Genomic DNA, 14,152 nt, shown 5'->3' on the forward strand with positions numbered 1-14,152 from the left:
GTGCCCACACACACCTTCAAGGTCAACGGCAAGCAGGTCACGGTGGACATCGAGGACGATGTCCGGCTGCTGTGGGTGCTGCGCGACGTGCTCGGGATCAACGGCCCGAAGTACGGCTGCGGCATCAACGTCTGCAAGGCCTGCACCTGCCACATCAACGGCAAGGCGTTCAACCCGTGCTCGGTGCGGGTGGCCGACGTCGAGCCGGACGACGAGATCACCACGATCGAGGGCCTGCCGGGCACGGTCGGCGCCGATCTGCATCCGATGCAGGAGGCGTGGCTGGAACGCGACGTGGCACAGTGCGGCTACTGCCAGCCGGGACAGATCATGGCCGCGGTGGCGAAGGTGCGGCAGGCCAGGGCGGCCGGCCGCGAGATCGGTGACGCGGACATCGACGAGATCCGCAACATCTGCCGCTGCGGCACCTACGCCAGGATCCGCGAGGCGATCAAGGACGGCGCGAAGAAGATGTGACGCACCCTGTCCCGCGCGGCCCGGCTCAGCCCGTGCCGCGCGGGACGGGCGCGTTCCAGCGTCGCCAGAGGGCCACCACCCGGAGCGCGACCACGAACGCGGCGGCGCCGAGCGTGACGGGCGCCTGCGGCAGGCGCAGCGCGTCGCCCGCGGCGACCAGCACCGCCCCGGCCAGTGCGGCGAGCGCGTAGATGTCCTTGCGCAGGACCAGCGGGATCTCGCGGAGCAGCACGTCGCGCAGCGCGCCGCCGCCGATGCCGGTGGTCATGCCGATGAGGCAGGCGGTGTAGGCGGGCACGCCGGCGTCGAGCGCGATCGCCGTGCCCGCCGTGGCGAACATGCCGAGGCCGACGGCGTCGGCCAGCAGGACCGCCCTGCGCAGCCGGGCGAGCTGCGGGTGGAACGCGAACACCAGCAGGGCGGTCGCCGCGCACGCGGCGAGGTACGGCCAGGTGCGCAGCGTGGTCGGCGGCTGGATGCCGAGCAGGACGTCGCGGATGATGCCGCCACCCAGCGCGGTGGTGATGCCGAGGACGGTCACGCCGAAGATGTCCAGCCGCGCGCGGACCGCCGCGAGCGCGCCGGACGCCGCGAACGCCACGAGGCCGAGGATCTCCAGCGCGACGAACACTCAGTGGATCAATCCGCCGCGGTAGGCCAGCAGCGCGGCCTGGACCCGGTTGGCCGCGCCGATCTTGGACAGCACCGCGGAGACGTAGCCCTTGACGGTGGCCTCCGAAAGGTGCAGGCGGGAGCCGATCTCGGCGTTCGAGAGGCCCTGCCCGATCAGCCCGACCACCTCGCGCTCGCGTTCGGAGAGGGAGGCCAGCATCTTGCGGGCGGGTGCCGCGGCACGCTGCTCGTCGCGGTGCGCGTGGACCATCCGGGCGGCGACCCCGGGATCGAGGACGGCGCCGCCGCGGTGCAGGTCGCGGATCGCGCGGACGAGCGCGGTGGGGTCGATGTCCTTCAGCAGGAACCCGTTCGCGCCGAACCGCAGGGCGAGGCTGACGTACTCGTCGATGTCGAAGGTGGTCAGCATCGCGACGGTCGGAGGCTCCGGCAGGCTCTGGATGGCCCGCAGCGCGCGGATGCCGTCGTCGGCGGCACGCATCCGGATGTCGAGCAGAGCGACGTCGGGGTGGTATCTCCGGGCGGCCTCGACGGCTGATCTGCCGTCGGTGGCCTCGCCGACGACCTCGATGTCAGGCGCGCCGGACATCATCGCGCGCAGCCCGGAGCGGACCATTTCCTCGTCGTCGGCGAACATCACCTTGATCAACGGAAGCCTCCGGCAGCCGGTGGAGCGGGATCGCCACTCCGGGTCGAGGGTTTGGTTACCCACTGGTAGTGGGGGTATTACAGTGAGCAATCCGCTCGGAGTCAAGATGCCCCTCACCCACGCGTCCGGCGACCAGCTAAGCTGTCAGGCAGTAGCAACCTGCCCTCGTAGCTCAGGGGATAGAGCACGGCTCTCCTAAAGCCGGTGTCGAAGGTTCGAATCCTTCCGGGGGCGCAATCCCCTGGTCAGAGCCTGACCAGGGGAGCTACGCCGAGCCTTCCCACGGTTGACTCCCGTCTTTCGGTGGCGTGATCGTCGGCCGCTCCCCCAGCGCGGGTGCCACGTCGTCGCCCACCACGCCGCGTCCCATGTAGTCCTCCTGGGTCGTGCTGATGCGCTCCGTCTCAGCCACTCCGTGGGCAGTCTTGGCGACGGACGGGGCATACAACACGATGACGCGGCTGCACCTCGACGACTGGCCCCGCATCGCCCGGGCCGACGAGACAGACCTCGCCGCGCCGCTCGACCGCTGCCAGATCTGGGAGCGCGATGCTGATCCCGACGGCCGCCAGCTACCCCGCGCCAAGCGCCACGACGACAAGGCGCTCGCAGCCGTACAACTCGACCACATCCGCAGCTAGAGCCGCTGCCCCACCGCAGCGCACGCGGCTGCGGTTGCTGATGTGGGTGGTTTCGCCGGCCAGGTCGTCGCCGAACCCGGCCAGCCGCTTCGCGCAACGACTGGCGGACAACGGAATCCTGCCGTCAATGGGCTCGGTCGGCGACTCCTACGACAACGCGCTGATGGAGAACTTCTTCTCCACGCTGAAGATCGAGCTCGTGTCCCGGGACTCCTGGCGCACCCGCGACGGGGCCGAGAACGTGATCTTCAGCTACATCGGCAGCTGGTACAACACACCAGCACATCATCCCCGCGTCCCCAACCGAATCCAGGTAACCAACCCTCCGAGCATCACCCCGAGGGAGACACCCTTGAGCGCGGGGCTCGTTGGGGAAAACCGCGGGCCTTGACCGCGCGGCGGAGGCGGGCGTTGACGCTCTCGATGGCGTTTGGTCGAGCAGATCACCCGCCGGATCTCGACGTCGAAGGCAAGGATGGGCACGAACTCTGCCCAGGCGTCGTCCCAGAGCCGGACGATGGCCGGATAGCGGATGCCCCAGGCGTCGGCGAACTCGGCGAAGCGGCTCCCGTGCCGCGGCCTCGGTCGGGGCGGTGTAGAGCCAACCCTCTCTCGGTGAGATCGGGCGAAGGCTACAGCCGATCACGTAGGGTGCCGGGGTGGCGACATTGCCGGAGAACTCACTCGGCGCCTTCCTCAGGTCCCGGCGCGAACGGCTCGATCCCGCCGAGGTGGGCCTGCCGGGTTCCACTCGTCGGCGCACTCCCGGCTTGCGGCGCGAGGAGGTCGCCCGGCGGGCGGACCTCAGCGTCGAGTGGTACACACGCCTGGAGCAGGGCCGCGGCGGGCCGCCGTCGGCACAGGTGCTCGACCGAGTGGCCGATGCACTGCTGTTGAACCGTGCCGAACGAGCGCACGTTTTCCAGCTCGTCCACGGACAAGGGGCCGATGGGCCGCACGCAGGTGCGACTGATCTCGACTCCCGTTTTCGCAAGGTGCTCGACGGATTCCCGTACGGGCCTGCCTACATCAAGAACGCGGCCTGGGACATCATCGCCTGGAACCGGGCCGCCCGCCTGGTCCTGTGCGATTACGAGACCCTGCCCGCACCGGACCGCAACGTGCTGAAGATCCTGTTCCTCGATCCGGCCACCCGGACACTGCTGCCGCGCTGGGAACACGAAGCCGCGCTCGCCGTGTCGACCTTCCGGGGCGAGCTCACCCGCTGGGGCGTCACCGGCCAGGCGGCCGGTCTTGTCGAGGAACTCCGGGCCCGCAGCACGGACTTCGCCCGCATGTGGGAAGCCCACGACGTCGGTGCGCTGGGCGAGGGCGTCAAGCACCTGGCTCATCCCGTCGCCGGTGAGCTTTCGATGTGGTACTCGTCGTTCGCGATCGACGACGAGCCTGGACTCGGGCTGGTGCTGTACACACCCGACAGCGAGGTCGACACGCGCCGGATCCGGCACCTGTTGAACGGCTGAGGGGTACTGGTCATACCCGGATAAGCGTGGCGTGGCTGGCCGTGCGGCTCCGAGGAAGCATGAGCAGGGCAAGCTTCCTCGGAAAGGAACGTCAATGGCCACGGCACATCCAAGCCCCATCGAGCAGGAAATTCGACAGCGTATGCAGGATTGGAAGGCGTCCTTTGCGGCCAAGGACGTCGACGCCATGATGTCCTTCTACGCCGACGGTGACGCCTTCAGCGCCTTCGACCTCATGCCACCCATCGAGTTCCGCGGCGGTGACATGTGGCGCGAGAACTGGGTGTCGTTCTTCACCGCCTTTCAGGGACCACTAAACCTCGAATTCTCGAGCATGGAGGTGCACGCGGCGGACGAGCTCGCCGTCGCCCGCGTGTTCGTGCGACTCGTCGGTGTGATGAACGGCCAGGACACCGACATGTGGGTTCGGACGACGAACTGCTTCCGCCGCATCGACGGCCGATGGTTGATGATCCACGACCACGTCTCAGTGCCGCTCGACTTCGCCACCGGCCGGCCGCTGACGCACCTCACACCGGAAAAGCCGTTCGGTGAGTAAGACGATGAACGAACAGACGGAAGCCGCGCTCGACCGACTCTCGCACGCGTTCGTCAATCCCCTCCGATCGCCGATCCTGCACACACCGGCGGAGGAGAACCTCGAGTTCGAGGAGGTGACCTTCCCGTCCGCCGACGGGGTGCCGCTGGAGGGATGGTTCCTGCCCGCCGGCTCCGACCGGCTGATCGTCGCCAACCACCCGATGGGCTTCAACCGCGCAGGACTGCCCACCCACCTGGAGCCGTGGGCGTCGATCTGGGGGCCGAGCGGCAACGACTTCGAGGTCAACTTCATCCCGGACTACCGGATCCTGCACGACGCGGGCTACAACGTCCTGGCCTACGACCTGCGCAACATGGGCCTCAGCGGCGCGGCGAATGGCGGCGCCGTCACCAGCGGCCGCTACGAGGCCCGTGATGTGCTCGGCTCGATCAGGTACGTGGCTCGCCGTGCGAGCACGGCGGGCATGAAAGTGGCTCTGTTCAGCCGGTGCCTCGGCGCGAACTCGACCTTCGCGGCGATGCGCCAGGACGCCAGCGCGTTCGAGGACATCCGCTGCCTGGTGGCCTGCCAGCCCGTCTCCGACCGCGTCATCATGAGCCGCATGCTCGACATCCTCGGCGTGGGCGCGGATCGCCTGGACGAGCTGGACCGGCGGATCAGGCTCAGCACCTCGATCGGCTTCGACCAGCGGCCCGACGCGGCATGGGCCCGCCACGTACGCCTCCCGACCTACCTCTACGGCGTCCACGACGACTCCCTGACCGTGCCCGCCGACCTCGAACAGATGATCGAAGCGATAGACGTCGAGGACAAGGAGCTGGCCTGGGTACACGGCACCACCGCCCGCTGGGACGGCTACCTGGAGTTCCAACGCCGCCCAGAACCGATGTTGCAGTGGTTCGACCGCCACTTCGACTGACATCCGCCCGCGAGACGGGCGTGCGGGCTTTGCCACCGGTGCGACCGCAGGACCGGCGAGCCGACCACGCCACCCACCGTGATCGCGCCACCGAGCACGTCGCTCAGCCGCTCCAACACGGGCAGGCCGTAGTGGCCGAGCACGCTCAGCGCGCCACGGAAATTCTCAGCTCGACTGTCCTAGCTCTTGCTGGACGGGCCGCGTCTGCGCGGTCAAAGATGCGAGCAGGGCGAGCTGGTCCCTGCCCTCCGGACGCGCATCGGTGGGGTGGTAGATGACGAGCAGCTGGTCGTTGGCTTCGTCCACGGTGAGTTTGGAGAGGTTCATCTCCATCGGACCGACCTGCGGGTGATCGATGAGGACGGGGCCGCCCCGGGCTGGACGCACATCGTGCCGAGCCCAAGCCTGCCGGAACGCATCGCTGGCCAGCGACAGCTCACCGACCAGTCGCACGATCCGCGGATCGTCGAGACCGGATCCCACGTGCTTGCGGAACATCGCGACCATCTCGCGCGGGTCGAAGAGCATTCGCTCGTCCGGGTTGAGAAACACCGCACGGAGCAGGTTCTCACCGACCCGGAGGTCCGGGGAAAGGGCCAGCGCCAGCGGATTGCTTGCGAGCACGTCAAAGTATCGCCCAGAAACGAACGCGGGCATATTGATCGAGTGGACCAGCTCTGCGATCCGGGGCGTCACCGTCTCGCGGCTCCGGGGTGCACGACGCGTTCGTGTCTTTGTGGCACTCAGTTCGAGAACGTACTCGAGGGAGGGATCGTCGAGTTTCAGCACCCGGGCGATGGCTTCGAGGACCTGCACGGAGGGATTTCGGTCGCGCCCTTGCTCGAGGCGCAGATAGTAGTCGGCGCTGATGCCCGCGAGCATGGCCACCTCTTCGCGGCGCAGCCCCTGTACCCGACGGCGGCCGTCCTCGGGCAGACCGACATCCGCCGGGGAGACAAGCTCCCGCCGGGCGCGCAGGTAATCGCCGAGCCTGTTCTCGCGGCTCCTGCCGGTCTCATTCGCCATTGTCATCGAGAGTAGTTCACCTGGGGTGGCGTTGCCTGGTCCTGCCACTCCCAGGGTTGAGGTGGCCTTCCTCATCGGCCGGAGGTACCGCACAGTCCATGGGAGCGCGGTCCGCTACCGGTACCACCGCTCGTCTAGCAGAGCCACAACAGACAGGGAGGAGCCTCGTGCCCACGAAACGTATCGCTCTCGTCACCGGAGCCAATCAAGGCATGGGCAAGCAGGTCGCCAAAGAGCTGGTCGCCGATGGCATGACCGTGTTCGTCGGGTCTCGTGACCTCGCCCGCGGCGAGGCGGCAGCCGCAGAGATCGGCGAGGGCGCCATCGCGCTCCAGCTCGACGTGACCGACACCGCCTCGATCGCTTCGGCCGCCGAACGGATCCGCGACGAGACCGGCCGGCTCGACCTTCTCGTGAACAACGCCGCCATCTCCACCACCCGCACTGACATCGACCTGGCCGAGTTCCGTGCGACCTCAAAGGCGAGTATGGCTCCCCTCGACGAGGTACGGGCCGTGTGGGAGGTGAACGTCTTCGGCGCCCTGGCGATGTACCAAGCCACGCTGCCGTTGCTTCGCAGATCATCGGATGCGCGCATCGTCAACGTCACGAGCGCACTCGGATCGCTGACAACTGTCGCAGACCCGGCCTTCGCGTACCGTTCCACCTTCGGACCCGCCTACGCCGCGTCGAAGACGGCGCTCAACGCTGTGACCCTGTCGATGATGATCGAGCTGGAACACAGCGACATCAAGGTCAACCTGGTCTCGCCTGGGTTCGCGAAAACCGCCCTGGTCAACTTCGAGGGAACAGAGTCGGTCGAGGACGCCGCCCGCGAGGTGGTGCGCGTCGCCCGCCTCGGACCCGACGCACCCTCCGGCACCTTCACCCGCTGGGAAGGCACGGGCCTCCCATGGTGACCGGCTCCGAACACAACGGCTCAAGCCCGGCAACGCACCCGGCGAAGGGTCGCAAGCGCTCGCCACAGGGTCGGACCTGCCCGGCACCGACGACGGGCAGGTCCGAGGGAGTCGGCAACACGGTTGCCGACAGCGCAGCCCGATGATCACTCGGTTTACGCTGCTCCGCCGCGCTGGAGGGCCCGTCGGCGACCGCGGCGACGGGCCCGACCCTCGACCGCTTCGCCGTGGAGGCGGCCGCGACCCCGGACGCGTCGCTCGCCGCCACGGCCTGTTTCGCCGTGCAGGACGCCGACCGCATCCACCGCGCCGGTCCGGTGCGCGAACTCGGCGTGCACTCCCAGTCCCGCGTGGCGGCCCTGCGTGCCGCCGCGCTCCCTCACCTGCGCCGGCTGGCTGCTCTTCTCGACGAAACCGCCAGCTTGACCGTCCGCACTCCGGTTCGTCGCGCGCGTAGAAGGTACGCAGGCGCGGCCGGGCTCCTGCCGCTGGCCGAACCGGATTCGTCCGAAATGGACGATATCCATACCGAAGAGCGGTACCGGGAGCACCCGAACGAACGCCCGGCCCCTCTCGCACTGCGCGCCGAACTCGCCCGGATCCGCCGCAGTGACTTCGTGGTCGGCAAGGAACGTTCCGAACGTGGTCTCCTCGCCGTCGGTGCGCCGGTCCGCGACGCCGACGGCACGGCTGTCGCCGGGCCGGCGGTGTCGATGCCCTCCGTGCGCTACGACCGTCACGGGCTGGGCTCTCGTCGGCACGCACAGATCGGCCGCCCACGTACTCGAGTCCGGCCTCCCCTGCTCTGTGAGGAGCGTCACAGTGACGTCTCGCCTCGGAACTATATAGCATGCTATATATGCTGCTCAGAGTGCGTTGGGGACCGTTCGTCCTCGTCAGTGCGTTCGTGGGATTGGCGGCGAGCGTGCTGTTCCTCGCCGTCCCCGCGTCGGGATGGTTGACCGGTCTGGCCGTTCTCGCGGGCGCGGTCGCGTACGCGATGATGGCGACGAACCTGTTCCTCGCGATCCGGCGGCCGATACTGGAGAAGCTGTTCGGCCCGCTCGATCGCGTGTACGCCGCCCACCGGGTGATCGGCACGAGCATCGTCGGCGTGCTGGGTGTGCACGTGGTGCTCATCCCGATCGCTTCGGCGGTTGAGCGGGGCGAGAGCCTCCTGGACAACCTGAGCGTGGCGATTCCGCTCGGCGTGTTGGGCACGTTTCTTCTCGTCGGGTCCATCATGTTGGCACACAGCAGGAAAGTGCCCTATGACCGGTGGCAGCGGGTGCACATGGCCACTGGTGGCGCGTTTCTCGTGTTGACGCTGCACATGGTCATCGCGGCGAGCGGCTGGTTCTCCCTGGCGAGTCCCATGGGCGGCCTGCTCGGTGGTTTCGCGTTGCTGGGCCTCGGGAGCTTCGTCGTTCGACTGGTGGACAAGGCACGTGGCGGCGCCCGCTACACGGTTGTCGAGACGCTGAAACGAGAGCGTGGGCTGGAGGTCGTGTTGCGACCGGAAGAGGCCCGTGGCATCGCCCCGCATCGTGCCGGCCAGTTCGTGTTCCTGACCGCGAACGACGAGACACATCCGTTCACGGTGACGAGCGCGGCAGGCGTTGAGCAGCTCAGCGTTCTGATCCGATCGTCCGGCGACTGGACGGACCGCGCGCAGACTGGCCTCGCGGTCGCCGACCGGGTGCGGGTTGACGGGCCGTTCGGAGCGTTCACGCCCTCGGTCGGTGTTGACGCCCCACCACACCAGGTGTGGATCGCCGGTGGTGCGGGGATCACCCCGTTCCTGTCCGTCCTGCGCGGCTCGCCCGAGGTGTCGGGCGGACAGGTCGAGTTGGTCATCGCGGCGCGGCACGCGGGTGATGTGCCATGCTGGGACGAGCTGTCCACTCTGGCCAGCACGAGGTCGTGGCTGACCCTCACGCCGGCGTTCAGCGCGCGGGGCGGCCGGCTCGACGACGATGCCGTCGACCGCCTCGTGGCGGGCAAACCCGAGGGGACCGAGTGGTACCTGTGCGGGCCGGTCGGGCTCACGGCTATGGTCGAGCGCAGACTCCAGCACGTACCGGACGCGCGGGTACACCGGGAGCTGTACCAGTGGCGGAAGCGTTAGGAGGGCGATGAACTTCAACCGTTTCGACTCCGCCGGTTTCGTGATCAATTGGTGTGCGCGGGTGTTCGAGCGCCGTATGGCCGAGGCCCTCCGTCCCCTCGGGCTCGCCCCCGCCTACCTGCCCCCGCTGCTCACCCTGGCCGCAACGGGCGGCGCGACGCAGGGTGAGCTGGCGAAGGCAGTGGCGATCCAGCAGCCGACGATGGCGCTCACCCTTCGCCGAATGGAACGTGACGGCCTGGTCATGCGGGTTCCGGACAAGGCCGACCAGCGGCGGGCCATCGTTCGTCTCACCCCGAAAGCCGAGGAACTCGTGCCCAGGGTGGAGGGGCTCGCGCGGAGCATCAACGAAGCGGCGTTCGAGGGCCTGCCGGACGACGCACCCGCACAGCTGATCGATTTGCTGCACCGGGCTGCCCACAACCTCGAACGGCCGGAGAAGGGCTGATCGTCAATCGGTGCGGAGAAAGCTGACCGCAGAAGATCACCGAGGTGTTCCGCATTCCCGCATGCATCGCCGCCTGGATCCCACCCGACATTCGTCGGACCCCTACCGTGTCCACGTACGACAACAAGATGCCTGACCTGCGGACACGCCATTTCGCACGTCATGACAGACCTGATGAGAGCCGTTGAGCGCGGAGAGGAACCCTCCCACGCGCCAGGATCGCTCCCGATCAGGAGGCGCTACGAGCGGGCGGCGCGGTCCGCCCACCACTACCGAATGTCCTTCACTACCACGCCGGACTTGATCACGACCTTGACATTCTCAGGATCGGACAATACGGCCGGATCGTCGAATGGGTTGCCATCCACGACGATGAGATCCGCGATCTTTCCTGATTCAACGGTACCGAGGTCGGCGTCGAGGCCCATGATCTCGGCGTTCCCGATGGTGGCCGCGGACAGTGCGTCCCGGAATCCGATGATCCGAGCCTTGAGTTCGACCTCGAAGGCCCGGCCGGCTTGCTGTGGTCCGAGCAAGTCCGACCCCGAACCGATTCGTACTCCGGCGTCCGTCGCGAGGGACAGGGCCTTCTGCATCGCCTCGCTGACCCCAGCCATTCTGTCGAGAAGTTCGGGCCCGATGCCCCAACTCTCGCTGCGCTGGCGCATTACCTCGAGAACCATGAACGTCGGTACCAGGGATGCTCCCGCATTCGCCATGAGTTCGGCTGTCGGCTCGTCGAGGTAGGTGCCGTGCTCGAAGCAGGTGACGCCGGCGGCGATACCGCGCCGGATGGCTTCGGAGTTGTGCGCGTGAGAGGTCACGTAGGTGTGGCGGGCGGTGGCCTCTTCGACGGCCGCCTTCAACTCCTCGATGGTGAAGTGGACATCTCGGGGTCCGTCCGCGAACGAGACGACGCCGCCGCTTCCGTACACCTTGAGCTGTGTCGCTCCTCGACGCAGCGCGGTCCGGGCGGCGAGCCGTACGCCGTCGGGGCCATCGCAGACCAGCGCACGCTGGAACAGACCGGGAATGCACAGCGCAGCGTCGGTCATCCGGTAGGGAGTGTGGCCGCTACCGTGCCCGCCGGTCTGCGCGAGGGCAGGTCCGGACGGATACATTCGTGGCCCACGGACCAGACCGGAATCGATGGCCTGCACTATTCCGCCGTCCAGGCCCGCCAGGTCACGGGCCGTGGTCACCCCGGCTTCCAGTGCGAGCTCGCAGTTCTGGAAAATGCCGGCCGCCACACTCGCGATGGAGATCAATCCCTCGTCTCTGATCGCGTTGACGGGAAGTGCCTGCCCCAGGTGGGTGTGCGCGTCGATAAGACCGGGCAGGCCGAAGTACGAGCCGAGGTCGAGGTCCTGATCACCGAGTGGCGGCCGATCCTTCGATCGAGTGACCGTACCGAATCGGTCCCCGTCGATCGTCACGGTGACGTTCTCGGCCGGATCGGCGAGCGTGGCGTCATACAGGCGACCGAGGCGCAGCGAACGGACCATCGACTCGACCTCCTATCCGTGAACCACTGTCCAGGTCATGATCGCTTCTTGCGCGCAGCAGCTCCAGAAGCAAGTGTTCGACGCCGACCGGCGATGGTTCGACAGATGTTCGAATGCGTCGATCTTCGCCATCTGTCGCACGATCGGACGGGAATTCGTTACCGCTGTCCGATGTACGCCTCGCCGGTATCCGGCAGAGTTCCGAGAAAGTCCGCGGGAGGGAAGTGTCATGCGATCCGACGTCGTGGTCATCGGAGCCGGAGTGGTGGGCTCGTCGATCGCCTTGGAGCTTGCCCGCAGCGGCCGCAGTGTGCTCGTCGTGGACAAGGCCGGCGGTGTCGGGCACGGATCGACCAGCTCGTCCAGTGCGGTCGTCCGGTTCAACTTCTCCACCTGGGCGGGCGTAGCGGCGTCCTGGGAGTCGCGATTCGCATGGGAGAGCTGGCGAGACCACCTCGAGGTCGATGATCCGGCCGGCTTCGCTCGCTACATCCGCACCGGCCTGGCCATGCTGGACGTTGCCACCGCACCGCGACACCTCTACCTGCCGCTGTTCGACCGAGCGGCCGTTCCCTACGAGGAGTGGGACGCGTCGCGGCTCGCCGCCAGCGTTCCCGGAATCGATGTCGGCCGGTACTGGCCGCCGAAGCCGATCGCGGACGACCGGTTCTGGGAGGATGCCGACGATCGCCTCGGCGCCGTGTTCACGCCCGACGCCGGATACGTCAACGATCCGCAACTGGCGGCCCAGAATCTGGCCACAGCGGCACGGCAGCGCGGCGCCGAGTTCCTCCTGCGCCGTGCGGTCACCAGCATTGAGCGCCGGCACGACCGGGTCAGCACGGTCGGACTGGACGACGGCACCCGCATCGACTGCGGCATCGTGGTGAATGCGGCCGGCCCGTGGTCGGGACACGTCAACGCGTTGGCCGGCGTGGGTTCCGACTTCACCGTGCACGTCCGCCCGATGCGGCAAGAGGTTGCGCACGTGGCCGCTCCCCGAGGTTTCCCCGAGGACGGGATCACCATCGCCGACATGGACCTTGGTACCTACATGCGCGGCGAGACCGGCGGCGCCCTGCTCGTCGGCGGCACCGAGCCGGAATGCGATCCGTTCCACTGGCTCGAGTCGCCCGAAGCGGCGAATCCGGCTCCGACGACGGCGGTGTTCGAGGCACAGGTGACCCGTGCCGCCCGGCGACTGCCTGAACTGACGGTGCCGAATCGCGCCCGCGGGGTCGTCGGCGTCTACGACGTCGCGGACGACTGGACCCCGATCTACGACCGCACCGAGCTCGACGGTTACTACGTCGCCGTGGGCACCAGCGGCAACCAGTTCAAGAACGCGCCGGTCATCGGCCAGTTCATGAGCGAGATCATCAATCAGGTCGAGAACGGCGCCGACCATGACGCCACTCCCGTGCGGTTCGTCGCCAAGCACACCGGCGCCACGATCGACCTCGGCGCGTTCTCCCGGCGCCGGCCCATCAACGCGGCCAGCTCCGGAACCGTCATGGGGTGACGCCACCACTAGCTCTGACAGCGGCCGGCGGCCGCGAGCCCGCGCAGTTTGAGCCCCATGTGCAACATCAGACGATCGTCGCCATCGCGGAGGTCGCAGCCGGTCAGCTGCTCGATGCGCCGGATCCGGTAATAGAGCGTGCCGCGGTGCACGCAGAGCAGGTCCGCCGTGCGCTTGACGTCGCCGGCGTTGTCGAGAAAGGTTTCCAGCGTCCCCATCAGTACTTGCTGGTCGTTGTCCGCGGCCTGGAGCCTCGCCAACGGCGGCACGTCGGCCGCCCGCACCAACTCGTCGGTCGGTATGCGTAGCAGGATGTCGTACGGGCCGAGAGATCCCCATCGAGCCACCTCGCCGAGGGCCGGGACGAGCCGCGCCGCGCGCACGGCGAGCAGCGCCTGGCGGTAGGAGTTGACCACCAGCCCGAGATCCGTCACCGGTGCGCCGATACCGACGGCCAACCGGGCGTCTGGACCACTGAGAGCGCGGAATCGCGCCGTCATGCGTTGCGCGACGGCGTGGAGAAACCGCGTTGTCGGCTCTTGCGGCCGGGCGAGCAACAGCCAGGCCCGCGATCGGTGCGCGAAGACCAGCCCGGCGCATTCCGGCTGGGCGCGCAACCCGTCCTCGACAGCCACCTCCACGGCTATGTCGTGCGCTGCCTCGGCGCTCGTGGCCGGGCAGTGGTGCGCAGCGACAACCTGGTAGTGCATCGGCTGTTCACCGAACAGCTGGTCGGCGGCCAGTTCCTCCGCGGCCGCTGCCCTGGCCGCCTCGTCGGCGGACACCAACTCGCGCAGGATCGACCTGCGGCGGGCTCTGGAGCGTTCGCGCACGAGCAGGTCGCGGTGCAGCAGGACCCCGGCACGGGCCGCGGTCCGTGCCGCCATCTCGATCTCGTGTTCGGTGAGGCGGACGGGTCCGTCGTCGATCAGCCACAGGAATCCGAGGAGACGGCCGGCGGACCGGACCGGCGTGCACAGCCGAGCCTTGGCGCCGGGAACATCGAGTTCCACCCGGCCAGGCTCGGTCCACGTCGAGATGCCGAGTTCGAGCACCGGGCGGGTGAGCTCGTCGGGGAGCGAGCGGTTCAGCACCGCGGTCACTCTGAGCGGATCCTCGTCACCGAAGTGGCGGCTGGCCGCGAGCAGCCTGACGGACGGATCGTCGATCGCCACCGAGCGGTGCAACTGCTCGGCGAGTTCGTCAACGAGTGCTTGCACGTCTTCGTCGGCCATCGC

At 68.1% G+C, this 14,152-nt stretch carries 17 protein-coding genes, 1 tRNA gene and 1 pseudogene; 12 read left to right on the plus strand and 7 right to left on the minus strand.

Going from position 1 to position 14,152, the window contains the following annotated elements; genetic code table 11:
* Nucleotides 1–477: a (2Fe-2S)-binding protein gene (locus B0I33_RS04160; RefSeq protein WP_106177186.1), complete on the plus strand. Its 477-nt coding sequence runs from the start codon at nt 1–3 to the stop codon at nt 475–477.
* Between the two features lie 25 nt (nt 478–502).
* On the opposite strand, the gene B0I33_RS04165 is transcribed toward B0I33_RS04160, so the two are convergent.
* Nucleotides 503–1,108 carry a trimeric intracellular cation channel family protein gene (locus B0I33_RS04165; RefSeq protein ID WP_106177187.1) on the minus strand — a complete coding sequence of 202 codons (606 nt, stop codon included), beginning with the start codon at nt 1,106–1,108 and terminating at the stop codon, nt 503–505.
* Nucleotides 1,109–1,759, minus strand: coding sequence for a response regulator (locus B0I33_RS04170; protein WP_106177188.1), 651 nt, complete (start codon nt 1,757–1,759; stop codon nt 1,109–1,111).
* Nucleotides 1,760–1,920: 161 nt separating this feature from the next.
* Here B0I33_RS04170 and B0I33_RS04175 point away from each other — a divergent pair.
* Nucleotides 1,921–1,993, plus strand: a tRNA-Arg gene (locus tag B0I33_RS04175).
* A 31-nt stretch (nt 1,994–2,024) separates the two neighbouring features.
* Here the strand turns inward: B0I33_RS04175 and B0I33_RS29845 are convergent.
* A complete protein-coding gene (locus B0I33_RS29845; protein WP_181193168.1) occupies nt 2,025–2,171 on the minus strand; it encodes a hypothetical protein in 147 nt (48 codons plus the stop codon).
* A gap of 40 nt (nt 2,172–2,211) precedes the next feature.
* Here B0I33_RS29845 and B0I33_RS04185 point away from each other — a divergent pair, with 40 nt between their 5' ends.
* Nucleotides 2,212–2,400: a hypothetical protein gene (locus tag B0I33_RS04185; protein WP_106177190.1), complete on the plus strand. Its 189-nt coding sequence runs from the start codon at nt 2,212–2,214 to the stop codon at nt 2,398–2,400.
* Nucleotides 2,401–2,563: 163 nt separating this feature from the next.
* Nucleotides 2,564–2,791, plus strand: a complete 228-nt coding sequence (locus tag B0I33_RS30330; RefSeq protein ID WP_425440443.1) for an IS3 family transposase — start codon at nt 2,564–2,566, stop codon at nt 2,789–2,791.
* Here B0I33_RS30330 and B0I33_RS04190 read toward each other — a convergent pair.
* Nucleotides 2,778–3,001 (minus strand): annotated as a pseudogene (locus B0I33_RS04190) (transposase); the annotation flags it as partial. The gene B0I33_RS30330 and the pseudogene B0I33_RS04190 overlap by 14 nt on opposite strands.
* A gap of 58 nt (nt 3,002–3,059) precedes the next feature.
* Here B0I33_RS04190 and B0I33_RS04195 point away from each other — a divergent pair.
* From B0I33_RS04195 to B0I33_RS04205, 3 genes are all read left to right on the plus strand, one after another.
* A complete protein-coding gene (locus B0I33_RS04195; RefSeq protein WP_106177191.1) occupies nt 3,060–3,884 on the plus strand; it encodes a helix-turn-helix transcriptional regulator in 825 nt (274 codons plus the stop codon).
* A gap of 94 nt (nt 3,885–3,978) precedes the next feature.
* Nucleotides 3,979–4,443 carry a YybH family protein gene (locus tag B0I33_RS04200; RefSeq protein WP_106177192.1) on the plus strand — a complete coding sequence of 155 codons (465 nt, stop codon included), beginning with the start codon at nt 3,979–3,981 and terminating at the stop codon, nt 4,441–4,443.
* A gap of 4 nt (nt 4,444–4,447) precedes the next feature.
* Nucleotides 4,448–5,365, plus strand: a complete 918-nt coding sequence (locus B0I33_RS04205) for an alpha/beta hydrolase (RefSeq protein ID WP_106177193.1) — start codon at nt 4,448–4,450, stop codon at nt 5,363–5,365.
* A gap of 165 nt (nt 5,366–5,530) precedes the next feature.
* On the opposite strand, the gene B0I33_RS04210 is transcribed toward B0I33_RS04205, so the two are convergent.
* Nucleotides 5,531–6,391, minus strand: a complete 861-nt coding sequence (locus B0I33_RS04210; RefSeq protein ID WP_106177656.1) for a helix-turn-helix domain-containing protein — start codon at nt 6,389–6,391, stop codon at nt 5,531–5,533.
* A 167-nt stretch (nt 6,392–6,558) separates the two neighbouring features.
* Between B0I33_RS04210 and B0I33_RS04215 the strand changes: the two genes are divergently transcribed.
* From B0I33_RS04215 to B0I33_RS04230, 4 genes are all read left to right on the plus strand, one after another.
* The gene (locus B0I33_RS04215; RefSeq protein WP_106177194.1) at nt 6,559–7,311 is read left to right on the plus strand and encodes an SDR family NAD(P)-dependent oxidoreductase; all 753 of its coding nucleotides are present in this window, start codon (nt 6,559–6,561) and stop codon (nt 7,309–7,311) included.
* 350 nt (nt 7,312–7,661) lie between these two features.
* Entirely contained in the window at nt 7,662–8,273 is a 612-nt protein-coding gene (locus B0I33_RS30860; protein WP_425440444.1) for an IclR family transcriptional regulator domain-containing protein, read from the plus strand.
* On the plus strand, nt 8,171–9,439 hold the full coding sequence (locus B0I33_RS04225; RefSeq protein WP_181193170.1) for a ferric reductase-like transmembrane domain-containing protein: 1,269 nt from the start codon (nt 8,171–8,173) through the stop codon (nt 9,437–9,439). The genes B0I33_RS30860 and B0I33_RS04225 overlap by 103 nt, the downstream gene beginning before the upstream one ends.
* A 7-nt stretch (nt 9,440–9,446) precedes the next feature.
* Nucleotides 9,447–9,887: a MarR family winged helix-turn-helix transcriptional regulator gene (locus B0I33_RS04230; protein ID WP_181193171.1), complete on the plus strand. Its 441-nt coding sequence runs from the start codon at nt 9,447–9,449 to the stop codon at nt 9,885–9,887.
* Between the two features lie 269 nt (nt 9,888–10,156).
* Here the strand turns inward: B0I33_RS04230 and B0I33_RS04235 are convergent, their stop codons facing one another.
* Nucleotides 10,157–11,392, minus strand: a complete 1,236-nt coding sequence (locus B0I33_RS04235; RefSeq protein WP_106177198.1) for a metal-dependent hydrolase family protein — start codon at nt 11,390–11,392, stop codon at nt 10,157–10,159.
* A gap of 229 nt (nt 11,393–11,621) precedes the next feature.
* Between B0I33_RS04235 and B0I33_RS04240 the strand changes: the two genes are divergently transcribed.
* Nucleotides 11,622–12,914, plus strand: a complete 1,293-nt coding sequence (locus B0I33_RS04240) for an NAD(P)/FAD-dependent oxidoreductase (RefSeq protein WP_106177199.1) — start codon at nt 11,622–11,624, stop codon at nt 12,912–12,914.
* A gap of 8 nt (nt 12,915–12,922) precedes the next feature.
* Here B0I33_RS04240 and B0I33_RS04245 read toward each other — a convergent pair whose 3' ends face one another.
* Nucleotides 12,923–14,149 (minus strand): helix-turn-helix domain-containing protein, encoded by a 1,227-nt coding sequence (locus B0I33_RS04245; protein ID WP_106177657.1) that lies wholly within the window; start codon nt 14,147–14,149, stop codon nt 12,923–12,925.
* Nucleotides 14,150–14,152 lie beyond the last annotated feature (3 nt).

It is taken from the genome of Prauserella shujinwangii (assembly GCF_003001955.1).
Classification (GTDB): domain Bacteria; phylum Actinomycetota; class Actinomycetes; order Mycobacteriales; family Pseudonocardiaceae; genus Qaidamihabitans; species Qaidamihabitans shujinwangii.